This window comes from Hyphomicrobiaceae bacterium (assembly GCA_041397645.1).
Classification (GTDB): domain Bacteria; phylum Pseudomonadota; class Alphaproteobacteria; order Rhizobiales; family Hyphomicrobiaceae; genus Hyphomicrobium_B.
Genome location: JAWKWE010000005.1, coordinates 231,518 through 244,601 on the forward strand (window position 1 = coordinate 231,518; position 13,084 = coordinate 244,601).

The 13,084-nt window shown below is 58.8% G+C and carries 15 protein-coding genes; 3 read left to right on the forward strand and 12 right to left on the reverse strand.

All coding sequences use genetic code 11. The annotated features are described in order from the left end of the window. Nucleotides 1-172: 172 nt before the first annotated feature. From ppk2 to R3D51_14905, 5 genes are all read right to left on the reverse strand, one after another. Nucleotides 173-1,186, reverse strand: coding sequence for a polyphosphate kinase 2 (gene ppk2 / locus R3D51_14885; protein ID MEZ5900768.1), 1,014 nt, complete (start codon nt 1,184-1,186; stop codon nt 173-175). Between the two features lie 119 nt (nt 1,187-1,305). Then, entirely contained in the window at nt 1,306-1,788 is a 483-nt protein-coding gene (locus R3D51_14890; GenBank protein MEZ5900769.1) for a hypothetical protein, read from the reverse strand. Between the two features lie 190 nt (nt 1,789-1,978). Continuing rightward, nucleotides 1,979-2,887 carry a carbon-nitrogen hydrolase family protein gene (locus R3D51_14895; GenBank protein ID MEZ5900770.1) on the reverse strand — a complete coding sequence of 303 codons (909 nt, stop codon included), beginning with the start codon at nt 2,885-2,887 and terminating at the stop codon, nt 1,979-1,981. Between the two features lie 61 nt (nt 2,888-2,948). Continuing rightward, nucleotides 2,949-3,560 (reverse strand): GNAT family N-acetyltransferase, encoded by a 612-nt coding sequence (locus tag R3D51_14900; protein ID MEZ5900771.1) that lies wholly within the window; start codon nt 3,558-3,560, stop codon nt 2,949-2,951. Further along, nucleotides 3,560-4,009: a ketosteroid isomerase-related protein gene (locus tag R3D51_14905; protein MEZ5900772.1), complete on the reverse strand. Its 450-nt coding sequence runs from the start codon at nt 4,007-4,009 to the stop codon at nt 3,560-3,562. Before R3D51_14905 ends, R3D51_14900 begins: the two co-directional genes overlap by 1 nt. A 764-nt stretch (nt 4,010-4,773) precedes the next feature. Between R3D51_14905 and R3D51_14910 the strand changes: the two genes are divergently transcribed. Continuing rightward, nucleotides 4,774-5,226, forward strand: coding sequence for a host attachment family protein (locus R3D51_14910; protein MEZ5900773.1), 453 nt, complete (start codon nt 4,774-4,776; stop codon nt 5,224-5,226). A gap of 34 nt (nt 5,227-5,260) precedes the next feature. On the opposite strand, the gene R3D51_14915 is transcribed toward R3D51_14910, so the two are convergent. Continuing rightward, nucleotides 5,261-5,680, reverse strand: a complete 420-nt coding sequence (locus tag R3D51_14915; protein MEZ5900774.1) for a secondary thiamine-phosphate synthase enzyme YjbQ — start codon at nt 5,678-5,680, stop codon at nt 5,261-5,263. 79 nt (nt 5,681-5,759) lie between these two features. On the opposite strand from R3D51_14915, the gene greA reads away from it, so the two are divergent. Next, on the forward strand, nt 5,760-6,230 hold the full coding sequence (gene greA / locus R3D51_14920) for a transcription elongation factor GreA (GenBank protein ID MEZ5900775.1): 471 nt from the start codon (nt 5,760-5,762) through the stop codon (nt 6,228-6,230). A 37-nt stretch (nt 6,231-6,267) separates the two neighbouring features. On the opposite strand, the gene R3D51_14925 is transcribed toward greA, so the two are convergent. The 6 genes from R3D51_14925 to R3D51_14950 all read right to left on the reverse strand — a co-directional run bounded on the left by R3D51_14925 (nt 6,268) and on the right by R3D51_14950 (nt 12,177). Beyond that, nucleotides 6,268-7,062 carry an SDR family oxidoreductase gene (locus R3D51_14925; protein ID MEZ5900776.1) on the reverse strand — a complete coding sequence of 265 codons (795 nt, stop codon included), beginning with the start codon at nt 7,060-7,062 and terminating at the stop codon, nt 6,268-6,270. A gap of 156 nt (nt 7,063-7,218) precedes the next feature. Further along, a complete protein-coding gene (locus tag R3D51_14930; protein ID MEZ5900777.1) occupies nt 7,219-7,458 on the reverse strand; it encodes a hypothetical protein in 240 nt (79 codons plus the stop codon). Beyond that, nucleotides 7,458-7,664 (reverse strand): hypothetical protein, encoded by a 207-nt coding sequence (locus tag R3D51_14935; GenBank protein MEZ5900778.1) that lies wholly within the window; start codon nt 7,662-7,664, stop codon nt 7,458-7,460. Before R3D51_14935 ends, R3D51_14930 begins: the two co-directional genes overlap by 1 nt. Then, the gene (locus tag R3D51_14940; GenBank protein MEZ5900779.1) at nt 7,661-8,008 is read right to left on the reverse strand and encodes a DUF3240 family protein; all 348 of its coding nucleotides are present in this window, start codon (nt 8,006-8,008) and stop codon (nt 7,661-7,663) included. The genes R3D51_14935 and R3D51_14940 overlap by 4 nt, the downstream gene beginning before the upstream one ends. Beyond that, the gene (locus R3D51_14945) at nt 7,939-11,097 is read right to left on the reverse strand and encodes a CusA/CzcA family heavy metal efflux RND transporter (GenBank protein ID MEZ5900780.1); all 3,159 of its coding nucleotides are present in this window, start codon (nt 11,095-11,097) and stop codon (nt 7,939-7,941) included. The genes R3D51_14940 and R3D51_14945 overlap by 70 nt, the downstream gene beginning before the upstream one ends. Before the next feature lie 3 nt (nt 11,098-11,100). Beyond that, complete coding sequence (locus tag R3D51_14950; protein MEZ5900781.1) at nt 11,101-12,177, reverse strand: efflux RND transporter periplasmic adaptor subunit; 1,077 nt, start codon at nt 12,175-12,177, stop codon at nt 11,101-11,103. A 253-nt stretch (nt 12,178-12,430) separates the two neighbouring features. On the opposite strand from R3D51_14950, the gene R3D51_14955 reads away from it, so the two are divergent. Then, nucleotides 12,431-13,084, forward strand: coding sequence for a response regulator transcription factor (locus tag R3D51_14955; GenBank protein MEZ5900782.1), 654 nt, complete (start codon nt 12,431-12,433; stop codon nt 13,082-13,084).

Below are 13,084 nucleotides of genomic sequence, written 5' to 3' on the forward strand. Positions count from 1 at the left end.
CGGGTCTCGGAGAGGTCAGGGCACGAAGCGTGCAAGAACTTGGGAGTACGGCCGAAATGGCCTGCACCCCTGCAATCAGAGTTAATATTTACGGTAAAGAGGCGTGATCGCCCTAGTTGCGCTGAGCGTGATCAGATATCAGAGCAAATGGTGCACATCCGTGCGGGCAAAGTTACCTTTTATGAGACCCGCGACGTTTCTCGGGATGAAGCGTTTTTCCCAAAATGGACTCGTCGCGCCCAATGACGTGGCTCGTCGAACCAACGATCAGCGGATCAGGGCCGGTCACGATCTTGGAGTTCTTTCTCGGATAGCTGAGGCTGCTCAGAAAGTGCTGCATGCAGCCTAATCTTGCGCGCTTCTTATCGTCGGACTTCACGATTGTCCAAGGCGCGTCGGCAGTGTCCGTATAGAAGAACATCGCTTCCTTGGCTTCCGTATAGTCGTCCCATTTGTCGAGGGACGCTTTGTCGATGGGCGACAACTTCCATTGTTTGAGAGGATCGTGCTCGCGCGATTTGAAGCGCCGCAGCTGTTCTTCCCGCGTGACGGAGAACCAGTACTTAAACAGGCGAGTACCGGTGCGTACGAGCATTCGCTCAAGCTCGGGGCATTGCCGCATGAATTCCAGATAGTCATTGGGAGAGCAAAATCCCATTACACGTTCCACACCGGCACGATTGTACCAGGATCGGTCAAAGAAAACGATTTCGCCTCCGGCGGGAAGATTTTCTATATAGCGCTGGAAATACCACTGCGTTTTCTCGCGCTCAGTCGGTTTTTCAAGTGCAACAACACGCGCGCCGCGTGGATTGAGATGTTCCATGAAGCGCTTAATGGTGCCGCCTTTTCCCGCTGCATCTCGGCCCTCAAACAGAACGATGATCCGCTCGCCACTATCCTTCACCCAGCTCTGCGCCTTTAAAAGTTCGACTTGGAGATCTTCCATCGCCGCTTCGTAGACCTTGGCCGACATGCGGGAATGGTAGGGATATTCTCCCGATTCAAATGCATGCCGAATGGCATCGGGGTCATGACGCATGCGCGCTGGCGTCATAGTCGGCTCGAGAGCAGGATTTGCTTCGGCCGCCGGCGGGGCTGAAGTGTTCGCAATAGTCCCTGATCCGGAGGGCGGCTGCGTCTCTAGCGGCTGGTCCGCGCCGTTGGTTTTCTCCGTTTCGTCCATGACCATCGCCCTCACTCTTCCTGATCTTCGTCGGTATCTTAGACAGAATGTGACGATCAGATGAAGGAGAAGGATTGATTTAGGTCAATGGAATGGAGTCGGTATTGGGCTGAGTCGTCTCATTCCTCGTCGCGTGGCGACCTTTTGCTCGCCAGAATTTTTAGCGCATCATCGATATCGACCGCTCCGCAACCTTGAGAGTTCAGCAGGTCGTTTAAAGTCTCGGCACGACGGCGCGCGCGATCTAGAAGTTCTTGTTTGTTCTTCAGGACCTCTGAAGTGTACGACTGTCCTGTCATATTCTTGAATACGCCCAGCAGGCTGTGAGGTGGACCATTTTGGTCTTTCTTGATCGCTTCCTGCAGCTTGCCGAGTTCGGCGACACGATTGTCCATCGCTTTCTTCAACCCTTCGCAACTTGCAGGTTGTTCGTGGACTTGGGTCTTGCTGGTCCAGGCATCTTTTGCTTCAGACCCATGACGCGGCGCGGCTTGGGTTGCGGATGTGCACAGCAAAAGTGCAAGACATGAAGCAGCAAGATCCGCAAACCACGAACGCCCAGCATCGCTGGGCGCGACGGCTTTCAGTGGAGGCTTCGACATCTGAACCCTCAGCGCGTACGGAATTTAGCATCCCAATCGTTGCGATTAGTGCACCGGATCCTGCCGGCGGGGTCTCAAACGTGTGAGCGGCACAGGATCCGTCGCGGTTTTCCTAAGTTGTCATCTGGTTGGGAAAGAGGCGGCCGCGGGGCGGTAGAATTACAACACCTTGGCGTTCGAGCCAATCGGTTCAATCCAGTTGTACCCGTTCAACCGAAACGGCGGAAGCCGGCGCGCCTGGCTGCAGAGCCCAATCGTGAACGTTGCGCATTTCTCCGGTTTCTCGCACGCGCTTCAGGCGGGACATATCGATTTCACCAGCAACCCAGGCGGGTTCATTCAGTCTGCCCTCGGCGATGACGCCGGTGTCCGATACGCCATGTTCGGACGGCACGAAGATGCCTGCTGCTCCATTATTGAAGTCAACTGCCGGAGACCAAGGCGCATCGCCCACGGTCGGGCTCTGAATTGTTGCGATGGTGTTTTCCAAGGCGCGTGCCATGCACCCGGTGCGCACTCGATGATACCCGGAAATGCGTTCGGTACATGAAGGCACCAGCACGGCGCCCGCACCAGCCTGCGCCATGGCGTTGACGAGTAGTGGGAATTCGCTGTCGTAGCAGATAGCAATTCCGAAGATGCCGATTGACGTTTTGAAGATCCGAACGGGACCGCCGGCGGAAATTCCCCAGTCGCGCTCGAATGGGGTCATGATCAATTTTTCCTGCACGCCGACACTGCCGCGTGGCGTGACAAGCTGCGCCGCATTGACAAAACGGCCGTCGGCTTTGAGCACGGGCCCAGAACCGACCAGGATATGCACGCCGAATTTGCGCGCGAGATCGACATGGAGCGCAACGCGGGCATCCGCCAGTTCTGCAACCTTATGCAGCGTAGCCTGCAGGTCGCCGTAGATGTCGGGACCGAAGGCCGCCGTTTGCTCGATGGCCGCATACTCAGGGAAGATCAAAAGCGTTGCACCCGTTGCCGCTCCGGTTTCGACCCAGGAGGCGATCTTCTCCTCCCACTCTGCCAATGTCTTGGGCTCGCCAATGGGATATTGGGCTGCTGCAACTTTCAGCGTTATGTTTTCGGGCATCGGATGCAACCTGGTCTTTTCAGTGCGTGCAAGTGTCAATTGTTGATGATGGCGCGAGCGACTAAAGCGCTTTCATCCAGAACTGCATACGGTGGACCGTCTCTTCGTTCTGATCGACGTCCTTCCAATTGTACGTGGCGAGGAGCCCTTCCACGGGTGCATAGCCTCGCTTTGTCCAGAAGCCGTCGAGCGGAAGGTAGTCTTTCGGCTTCAGCGGATGATCGTGGGGGCGCACGACGCGGCAGAATGTCGAATGCGTAAAACCACCAAGTTTGCGGGCTTGCGCCTCACGATGATCGAAGAACGCGTGGCCGAGACCGAAGCCGCGGTGGGATGTCAGCAATACGCTTTCACCGCAATAGAAAATCTTCGAGATGTCGTAGCCGGCCTTTTTGAAGGGCTCTCCGAACTCGTCAGCGTGCTCAATCATCGGCGCCCCAGTCGAAGCGCCGACGATCGTGTCGCCATCGCGGGCGACGACACAGACCGCGCCCTTTGCAGCGGCGAACTTGGCCAGGTACTCCTCCTCGTAGGCGAGCGTGCCATCGTACAGGTAGGGCCAGTCGCGGAATACCACGATCCTGAGCCGCGCCAGATCAGGCAGTACTGCCTTGATCGCCTCGCCTGTGAGGCTGTCAACGCTGATATTCTTGGCTTCGGGCTTCGTTGACATCAGGCAACCTGGGCGAGCCAGTCAGTCAGATTGTAGTAGGTGGTGACGCGCGCGATTTTTCCATCGCGGATCGCGAAGAATGTACCCGCCGGTAACACGTACTTCTGTCCGTTGGCAGGCGGCAGACCTTCATCGGTGTTCTTATAAATGCCGTGCACGTTGAACTCTGCGGACGCACGCGAGGCGTCTTTCGACACCATCACGACGATGTCCTTCAGCTCTTCCTTGTAGTTGTGCGTCATGCGGGCATTGAAGGCGCGGAACTTGTCCTTGCCCTGGCGACGCTCACCCTGGTTGATGTCGTGGATGACATCCTCGGTCAGGTACTTCAGCATCCCGTCGGTGTCGCCCCGGTTGAACGCGGCGTAATAGTCGCGGATCAGCGCGGCGGCTTCAGCGCGCGCAGCGCTCTCTGCCGGGGTCTCAGGCGTGACTTCTGTCGGTTTCATGTGGCGTCTCCTTCACGGTATTGCGTGTGTGATTAGCAGGTTAGGGCCTTCGTACAAGGCCCGCCTGGGCTGCAATCCTGCGGCGGGTGAACGCGGGCCGGGATCCTGGGCAGGCTCCTCCTACCCGAAGCGGTGATAAAGCGGCGGTTCGAGACCGCTGATAGCTCGGTGCAGCGTGCATCTTAAGCGCGAAACCGCGCGGATGCCAAAGATCGCCTCCCTGTTCGTGACCTGCATTTACCGTGAGGAACTAGCCTCGGCAACCGGACGTAAGTTGCTAGCCGAGCTTGAGCACAGTGCACGCATGATTGCGGCAGGCGATGCTGCTGGTCGGGGTCGGTGGACCGATAGCAATCGGGATCAATGTGCTCGATCCTGGCGGATTCCATACCGCGCATATTTCTCCGCACTCCGTCGTAAGCGGAACGCTTTGCCTGTCTGTCCCAAGGTCGCGAGCGCGATTAAGTTTGAAATCCACGGCCTGCACTGATGATGGCGACCCCGCCTCGTAAGTCGCGTGCCGCCTTGGAAAACCGGATTTTCGTTCAGATGGCGCCGAAACCTGGAACTCTTCTATTGTGGGAAAGCGTCCCGCGCCACGAAGTACCGGTGAATCATGGTGGCAGCGAGCGCATTTCGATAGGTTTCAACTACCACTGCGGTTGATGCGCTGCGGCATTTGACTGCGCACAATGTTGACAATGCGTTCGTCCGGCATATCTGAGCAGCTGGACATCAAGGATCAACGGTTGCGAGGTGCTGCCATGAAGCGTTTGAAGACTGGCGATTGGGTTGTGGTTGCGGACGGTGCACGCGGACTTGTACTCGTCAATACGGGCACAGCGTTGGAGCCGGAGCTGAGCACGGTGCGGACCTATGGCCAGGACAACCCCAAAACCAGCGAGCTTGGCCGCGACAAGCCAACACGCACTTTCGAATCCGTCGGCACCCGCAGATCGGCTGCTGAGGTTCCCGATCTCCATCAGCGAGCAGAAGACCGCTTCGTGGGGGAGATCATTGCCGAGCTCACAAAGGACGCAAGTGACAAGGCTTTCGACAAGGTTGTGATTGTTGCTCCGCCTGTTGCGCTTGGAGAAATGCGCAAGGTCGCTTCCGAAGGTCTAGCCGCCAAGGTATCTGCCTGGATTGACAAGGATCTGACCAAGGAGCCGATCACTTCAATCACCAAAACGGTTGTGCGCGAGCTGGAAGGCTGAGCCTTTTGCGTTCGTTCGAGCTGCAATTGCGCGCTTACTCGCCGCAGGCATGCAGAACCAGCTGCCGGCTGTGAGGGGCCGCGCGGTGTTCAAAAAGGTAGAGCCCCTGCCATGTTCCCAGCATCATTTGCCCGCGTGACAAGGGTATGGTTAGCGTCGATTGCGTCAGCGCCGCTTTTACGTGCGCGGGCATATCGTCGGGCCCTTCGCAGGTGTGAATAAAAAGACGATCTCCATCGGGAACCAGCCGCTTGAAAAAGGCAGTGAGATCGCGCTGGACATCAGGGTCAGCATTCTCCTGAATGACAAGCGATGCGGAGGTGTGCCGACAGAAAACGTGAAGCAGCCCGCATGAGATACTGCTGTTTGCTACAAACCGAGCGGCGTCTAGTGTGAATTCGTAAAGCCCCGCTCCGCGCGTGGCGATTGAAAGTATATCTTGCTGTTGGCGCATCGCTTGCCATCCGTGATGTGGTCGTCTCGTGCGCCAGCTTAGAGCCTGAGGGCATTTAACCGTCAAGGAAGGAGCAGGTTTGAGTCGAGCTTTTGTCAGGGACGATGATGGTGGTGAGGGCAGTGAGGACTTGCCCGACCGTTTGATCTCGTCTCACCGCAATTTGGTGACGGAGTCAGGACTAGCCATGATTGAGGCGGAGCTGGAAGCGCTGGGCGTCGCCTATGCTCAGGCGCAAGGTGCCGCCGACAGAATTGGATTGCAAAAGATTGCGCGCGAGATGCGCTATTGGACAGCGCGGCGCGCTTCGGCTGAGGTTCAGAGCGCGCCGCCCAAGGACGGGATTGTCCATTTCGGCTCTCGCGTCACCATTCTGCGCGACGACGGCCGCCGAGCAACCTATCGAATCGTGGGCGAAGATGAAGCAAACCCGGCCAAAGGGTCGCTTTCCTATGTGTCCCCGTTGTCCCAAGCATTAATGGGCCGGCGTGTCGGCGACGAAGTGACCGCAGGTCAGGGAACTGCTGAGATCGAGGCGATCGGCCAATAGGGTTCAATGCCTGTCAGCCGATCGCGATCGTAGACACCTACAAGATGGAGCGTACGACGCCGCCATCAACTCGCAACGAAGCGCCATTGGTGGCGGATGCTTCTTTCGAGCACACATAGACTACCATGTTGGCCACTTCCTCCACCGTCGCGAAGCGCTGAATGAGAGAGGAGGGGCGGTGAGTCTGTACGAAATTGCTCGCCATTTCGTCGGCGCTTATCCCGGCCTGCTTGGCAAGCGCCTCCAGGAAGCCCTCAACGCCGTCTGAGCGGGTTGGACCGGGCAGCACGGAATTCACCGTGACGTTCGAACCAGCCGACAGTTCCGCCAAGCCGCGTGAGATCGCCAGCTCTGCCGTCTTTGTGAAGCCATAGTGAATGAACTCTTTTGGAATCTGTACGGCCGATTCAGAGGAGATGAAAACAATGCGCCCCCAGTTGCGCTTCAACATGTCCGGCATCAGAGCGCGCGAGAGGCGGATGCCTGAAAGAACGTTCGTCTCGAAGTAATGGGTCCAGTCAGTGTCTGGAATTTCGAAAAAGTCCTTAGGCTCGAAAGTGGCAGCGTTGTTGACGAGAATGTCGATGTCGCCTTTGCCGGCGATGATGGCCTCGCATCCTTCTGCTGTCGAAACGTCACCAGCGGCGGCGACGAATTTGCCACCCGGCACCTCCGTCTGTAGTCGCTTGATTGAGGCGGCAACCTTTTCCGGCTTGCGACCGTTGATGAGGACTTTGGCGCCTGCGCCCGCCAGACCTTTGGCGATGGCAAAGCCGATACCGCCAGTAGAGCCCGTGACCAGCGCGGTCTTTCCGCTGAGATCGATTTTCATTCGCTACTCTCGTTGATGCCAGTTAGTTCAATAATCTTGGAATATGGTGGCGGGTTTGAAGTCTGGCAAGTTCAACTGATTGGCAAGCCTGTGCGAAGTCAGAGGGTAAGCCATCGGGCGAAGTTTTTCAGGAAGTCGTCAGGACCTTGGCCCTCTTCAATCGGTGATTTGTTCTTGTTTGCGGCCGCGTGTGCGGCGGGTGCTGGACCGCTCGTCGGCAAACGCATCCTGCTGTCCGAAGTTTGCCCGCCGTGTGCAGTGCCCCTTGGCGCATCGGCCAAATCCGACCATCGAAGAAGCCGACGGGGCTTTCTTCGTGCCATGAGCGTTTGCCAAAGCGGGGACGCAACACGCAGCAGCGGTTGCCAGAACCATCATAACGGCGAATTTTTTCATTACACATTCTCCTTCTTGTCTTTCGGATTGTTCTTTTTCGCAGGCGGCGCAGGGCGCTGACCGAGCAAACGGGTTGCGACGCTTGAGGGAGGACCGTCTTGGCGTAGCGTCCAAACGACGAGTGCCCAAAGCGCAGCCGACAGCAGCGCCGGCCACACCAGCGTCAGAAGGCTGTTCACGCTGAAGGCCATGGAGGCGAGGCTCATGAGGCTTGCCCCCCCACGACTTCAAAGGGACGCTGGACGAGGCGGCCGCAGGCAATCACGGGCTCGATCCAGTAGGCGATATGCGCGACGGGCAGGCGCGTGCGAATCTGCTCCAGCAGAGTGTCGGCCGTATCGCGCTTCACGACGGCGACCAGAACATTGCGTTCCACCCGGCCGCGCACTTTCTCGCTCGAAGTCGCATTGGCGAAGCCGAAGCCGTGACCTTGCGCGCAGAACGTTGTGAAGCCTGCGATGGGAGGGTGCTGGTCCGTCATCAGTTCGACGACGCTATCGCCGATGTCTGGCGGGTAGACGAGGGTGAGTTTGCAAATGGGCTGATCCATTCGGGTCTCCCGAGTTGTTGGGTTTTTGCGTCCCGTCCCAGCCCGAAGCGGCGGAACAGGATCGGCAGAAGAATGAGCGTGAGAGCGGTTGAAGTGACGAGGCCGCCAATGACGACGATGGCGAGCGGCTTTTGAATCTCAGAACCAGGCCCGCTCGCGAAAAGCAGCGGAACGAGTCCGAAGGCGGCGATGCTCGCGGTCATCATCACAGGACGCAGGCGGCGGATCGATCCTTCCAGCACGACTTGCGCGACCGGTATGCCGTTGGCGACGAGGTGATTGAAGTGGCTGACGAGAACGAGGCCGTTGAGAACGGCAATGCCCAGCAGCGCTATGAAGCCCACGGATGCAGGCACGGACAGATATGCGCCCGACATCCAGAGCGACAGCACACCACCGACGAGCGCAAACGGGACGTTGGCAAGAATGAGCAGCGATTGGCGCATCGAGCGCAGCGTGGCGAAGAGGACGCCGAAGATCAGCAGAGTGGCGATGGGCACAACGATCGACAGTCGCGTTGCAGCCCTGCGCTGGTTCTCGAACTGCCCGCCCCACACGAGCCGATAGCCGGCGGGCAGCGGTACCTGGGCTTCGACCGCGCGCTGTGCATCCTCAACGAAGCCGACGAGATCGCGGCCGTTGACATAAGCCTGCACAATCGCAAACCGTGAAGCGTTCTCGCGCTCGATCTTTACCGGTCCTGCGACGCGCGACACCTTGGCGATGTCGTCGACGCGGACAAGGCCGCCATCTCCCGTGGCGAGCTGGGTCTGGGCAAACAGCCCAGGCGACTGGCGAACATCGTCGCCGCCGCGGATCACGATGTTTGTGCGACGGCCCGGTTCGGAGACAAGGCCGGCCGGCATACCTTCGAGTAGGGCACGCAGATTATCCTGCAGGTGCGTGACGGTGAGCCCGGTACGGCCGGTGGTGAGCCGGTTGATGTCGATCTGCATGTAATCGACGGTGTCGTTGGCAACCGTCGAGACTTCGGCGGCTCCAGGCACTTTGCTCAAGACGCTCTGGATTTTCCCAGAGAGGTCCGACAGCGTTGCCAGATCGGGTCCGAAAATCTTGATAGCAAGGTCGCCGCGCGCGCCGGTCAGCATCTCGGCGGTGCGCATTTCAATCGGCTGGGTAAACGCGAACTCGACGCCCTTGATGTCTGCCATGGCTTCGCGCAGACGTTCGATCAACCAGTCCTTGTCCGGAACCCGCCACTGCGATTTGGGTTTAAGCACCAAGAAGGTGTCGGTCTCGTTGGGCCCCATCGGATCGAGGCCAAGCTCGTCAGAACCTACACGTGCAACGATGCGCTCGACCTCCGGAACGCGCTCTTTCAGCGCGCGTTGGATCATGAGGTCGCCATCGATACTGGCCTTGAGGCTGACGGAAGGCAGCTTGGTGATCTGCATGATCACAGAGCCTTCATCCATGGTGGGCATGAAAGCCTTGCCGATAGCGCCGTAGGCAACCACCACGGCCGCAATACCACCGGCGGCAATCAGATAGACAGGTAGAGGAAAGGCAAGGCACGCGCTCAAGAGCGCCCGGTAGCCACGCGTAAGAATACGCATGAGGAGCGGCTCTCCATGCGCGCCGGTGCTCAACATGAAGGACGAGAGGACAGGGATCAGCGTCAGCGACAACAGCAGCGAACCGCTGAGCGCAAAAATGATCGTGAGTGCCACCGGGCCGAATAGCTTTCCTTCCAGCCCCTGCAGAGACAGCAAAGGAAGAAAGACCAAGCAGATGATGAGAATGCCCGAAGCAACCGGAACGGCAACCTCGCTCGCGGCACGATAGATATGGTGCAGCAAGGGGATGTTGTCGCCACCGTGTTGCAGCCGTTCGACGGCGTTTTCGACGACGACGACAGCGGCATCGACGATGAGGCCGATGGCGATCGCAAGTCCGCCAAGGCTCATCAAGTTCGCAGACATGCCGAACACCTTCATCATCACGAAGGTGAGCAGGGCTGCAAACGGCAGCGTGATCGCGACCACGACCGCGGCGCGCAAATTCCCAAGAAACGCCAGCAAGAGCAGGATCACGAGCCCCGTCGCTTCGAGCAGGGCCTTTGTCACGGAGCCTACGGCGCTCTGGATGAGATCAGAACGATCGTAGAAAACTTCGAGTTTGACGCCGTCAGGCAAGCTCGGCTTCAGTTCGTCAAGGCGCTCGCGCACCGACTTCACGATGGCGGAAGCATCTGAGCCGCGCAGCGACAGCACAAGACCTTCCACGGCCTCGCCCTTGCCGTCCTTGGTAACGGCGCCGTACCGCGTCAGGCTGCCGATGCGGACCTGGGCCACATCTTCAACTCGCAGCACACGCCCGTCCTGGCTCTTGAGAACGATCTGCTTGAGATCTTCGGGAGTTTGAATTGCTCCGGCGGCGCGCACGACGAGCGCTTTCTCGCCCTCGCTGAGCCGGCCCGCGCCGTCGTTACGGTTGTTTTCCTCGATAGCTTTAAGCAGGTCGTCGACGCCGAGTCCTGCAGCGGCCAGGGCGGCACCGTCAGGCGTTACCTCGAAGGTGCGAACCATGCCGCCGAGTGCGTTGACGTCGGCGACGCCGGGAATGGTGCGCAGCGCGGGACGAATAGTCCAGTCGAGCAGGCTGCGGCGTTGCTCCAACGACAGATCGCCGCCTTCGATTGTGAACATGAACACGTCAGACAGGGGCGTGGAAACAGGAGCCAGTCCACCAGTCACAGTGGACGGGAGATCGCCGCGCACACCAGCCAGTCGCTCAGCCACTTGCTGGCGCGCCCAATAGATGTCTGTGCCGTCTTCGAAATCGAGCGTGATGTCGGCGACGGCATACTTGGCGGCCGAGCGCAAAATAGTCTGCCGTGGAATGCCAAGCAGTTCCATTTCCAACGGGGTGATGACGCGGGTCTCAACCTCCTCGGGCGTCATGCCAGGCGCCTTCAGAATCATCTTCACCTGAACGGGAGAGATATTGGGGAACGCATCAATGGGAATTGTCTTGAACGCCCACCCGCCAAGCGCAGCAAGTCCTGCTGCGAGGATCAGCATAAAGACACGCTGTGTCAGCGAGAATGCGATGAGGCCCCGAAGCATGGCTTACTGGTCCGACAGGAGCTGTTCGAGTTCGGGGAGCCCGCTGGCAGCGACCTGCGCATCAAGCGGAACATTGCCGACGATCGTGGCGCTAGACTGCGAGCGCCCGTTCACCTTGACAGGGATGAGGTTGAAACCTGCGCCGTCGCGAACAAACACGCCATCGCGTTCGTTGATGCGCGCAACCGCCGTCGAGGGAATGGCGAGACTGCCGGTTTCAGCTTGTTGCACCAGGCTCACTGTCACCATCTGGCCCGGCAGGAGACCCGACTGCGCAGGGACAGTTGCCAACAGCTTAGCTGAGCGGGTCATCTTATCGAGCGATCCGCCGACCGAGACGACCTGACCGTCAGGGCCATCGACGATGTGAACTTTGTCTCCCTTGCGAATGCGCATGACCAGCGACGCCGGGACTTGCACTTCGATCCAAAGATCGTTGCTCGTGTCGAGCGTCACCGCAGCGTTCAGTTGGTCGATCTTGTCGCCCGGCATGACGTCGTTGGAAACAATGCGGCCATCGGCTGGGGCGGGAAGCGTATAGCTTCCGCCTTCGCCAGCGACGATGCCGCCCATAGTGAGAAGGCGTGCGTGCTGTTCGATGACGGCTTTGATCTTAGCGACTTGGGCTTCGGCCTCGTCGGCCATCGTCGGATTCTGGATATTCTTATCGGCAAGCGACCGCCGCCGGCGCGCGGTGGCTTCCGCCATCTGCAACTCGGCTTCCGCCTGTGCCTTGGCGCTTATGGCGTCGAGCAGCTCGCGGCTCGAAATGGTGACCAGGGGATCGCCCTTGCGGACCATTTGGCCTGGAAGCGCGTAAACCTGAAGCACCGTTCCACCGAATGGCGCCGCGGCGACGATGCGTGCGTTGTGGGCCGGAACGACCGTTCCGGGAAGCGTCGTCAGGGGTTGTTCGTCGGTGGGCTGGACGGGCGCAACTTTGATCTCCATCCGCGCGACCTGCTGGTCGGTAAGGTCGATGCGCTTGATTGCCTCGGACGCCCGCGCCGATGCCGACACGATCAGAGCGGTAAGAACGAGCCCGGTTGAAATTGCGTGGCCCGACGATGGCGATGACATGGTGAAACTCCAGGTGCGTTTGCGCGTGCGAAAGCACCTGGGTGGCCGAGCTGAAAATAACCTGAACTGAACCTGCGGATTGCCTGAAGGCCCCCGACAGAACTGCATTTTTAAGGATCTGCGCGGTCCTGCCGCACAGGCAAAGCACAATAGACGAAAACCATCGCGCAGGGTTTCAGGTCGATTTCAGCTTCGTCATGTTATGAAGCGGTCCGAGATGCAAATCCATGCATCGGAGCCAGCGAGAACAAACATTCGTATTCTGCTTATCGAGGACGACAACGACATCGCCCAGCGGCTGTTAGCCGGATTGGTGGGAACGGGATTCGTCGTCGAACGCGCCGATAACGGCGCCGACGGATATGCAATGGGGACGGAAGAAAGCTATGACGCCATCATTCTCGATCTTGGCCTTCCCCAGCTTCAAGGCTTGGATGTTCTGCGGCGCTGGCGGGCGGGGACGTGCAGCACACCTGTGCTCATTCTGACGGCGCGTGGATCCTGGGCTGAAAAGGTCGAAGGATTGAATGCCGGTGCCGATGACTATATTACCAAGCCGTTCCATGTTCCGGAGGTTGCTGCGCGCTTGAAGGCGTTGATCCGCAGATCATCCGGATTGGCATCTCCCGTTGTGTCTCATCGTGGCGTAGCGCTCGATACCGGTGCCGGAACGGTGTCGCTCAACGGAATTCCTGTCGAGATGACAGCGAAAGAGTTGAAGATGCTCAATTACTTCATGCATCGTATCGGTCGTGTGGTATCGCAAAGCGAGCTGGCCGAGCACCTTTATGCGCTCGATGAGGCGCGCGAGTCGAACACGATAGAGGTCTACGTCAGTCGATTGAGACGCAAGCTGGGTGCTGACATCATCAAGACCATTCGCGGTCTCGGCTATCGGATGGACTAG

Coding starts and splice junctions, on each gene's coding strand:
- ppk2 (MEZ5900768.1), bottom strand. CDS start 1,186: ATGGACGAAACGGAGAAAACCAACGGCGCGGACCAGCCGCTAGAGACG.
- R3D51_14890 (MEZ5900769.1), bottom strand. CDS start 1,788: ATGTCGAAGCCTCCACTGAAAGCCGTCGCGCCCAGCGATGCTGGGCGT.
- R3D51_14895 (MEZ5900770.1), bottom strand. CDS start 2,887: ATGCCCGAAAACATAACGCTGAAAGTTGCAGCAGCCCAATATCCCATT.
- R3D51_14900 (MEZ5900771.1), bottom strand. CDS start 3,560: ATGTCAACGAAGCCCGAAGCCAAGAATATCAGCGTTGACAGCCTCACA.
- R3D51_14905 (MEZ5900772.1), bottom strand. CDS start 4,009: ATGAAACCGACAGAAGTCACGCCTGAGACCCCGGCAGAGAGCGCTGCG.
- R3D51_14910 (MEZ5900773.1), top strand. CDS start 4,774: ATGAAGCGTTTGAAGACTGGCGATTGGGTTGTGGTTGCGGACGGTGCA.
- R3D51_14915 (MEZ5900774.1), bottom strand. CDS start 5,680: ATGCGCCAACAGCAAGATATACTTTCAATCGCCACGCGCGGAGCGGGG.
- R3D51_14925 (MEZ5900776.1), bottom strand. CDS start 7,062: ATGAAAATCGATCTCAGCGGAAAGACCGCGCTGGTCACGGGCTCTACT.
- R3D51_14930 (MEZ5900777.1), bottom strand. CDS start 7,458: ATGAAAAAATTCGCCGTTATGATGGTTCTGGCAACCGCTGCTGCGTGT.
- R3D51_14935 (MEZ5900778.1), bottom strand. CDS start 7,664: ATGAGCCTCGCCTCCATGGCCTTCAGCGTGAACAGCCTTCTGACGCTG.
- R3D51_14940 (MEZ5900779.1), bottom strand. CDS start 8,008: ATGGATCAGCCCATTTGCAAACTCACCCTCGTCTACCCGCCAGACATC.
- R3D51_14945 (MEZ5900780.1), bottom strand. CDS start 11,097: ATGCTTCGGGGCCTCATCGCATTCTCGCTGACACAGCGTGTCTTTATG.
- R3D51_14950 (MEZ5900781.1), bottom strand. CDS start 12,177: ATGTCATCGCCATCGTCGGGCCACGCAATTTCAACCGGGCTCGTTCTT.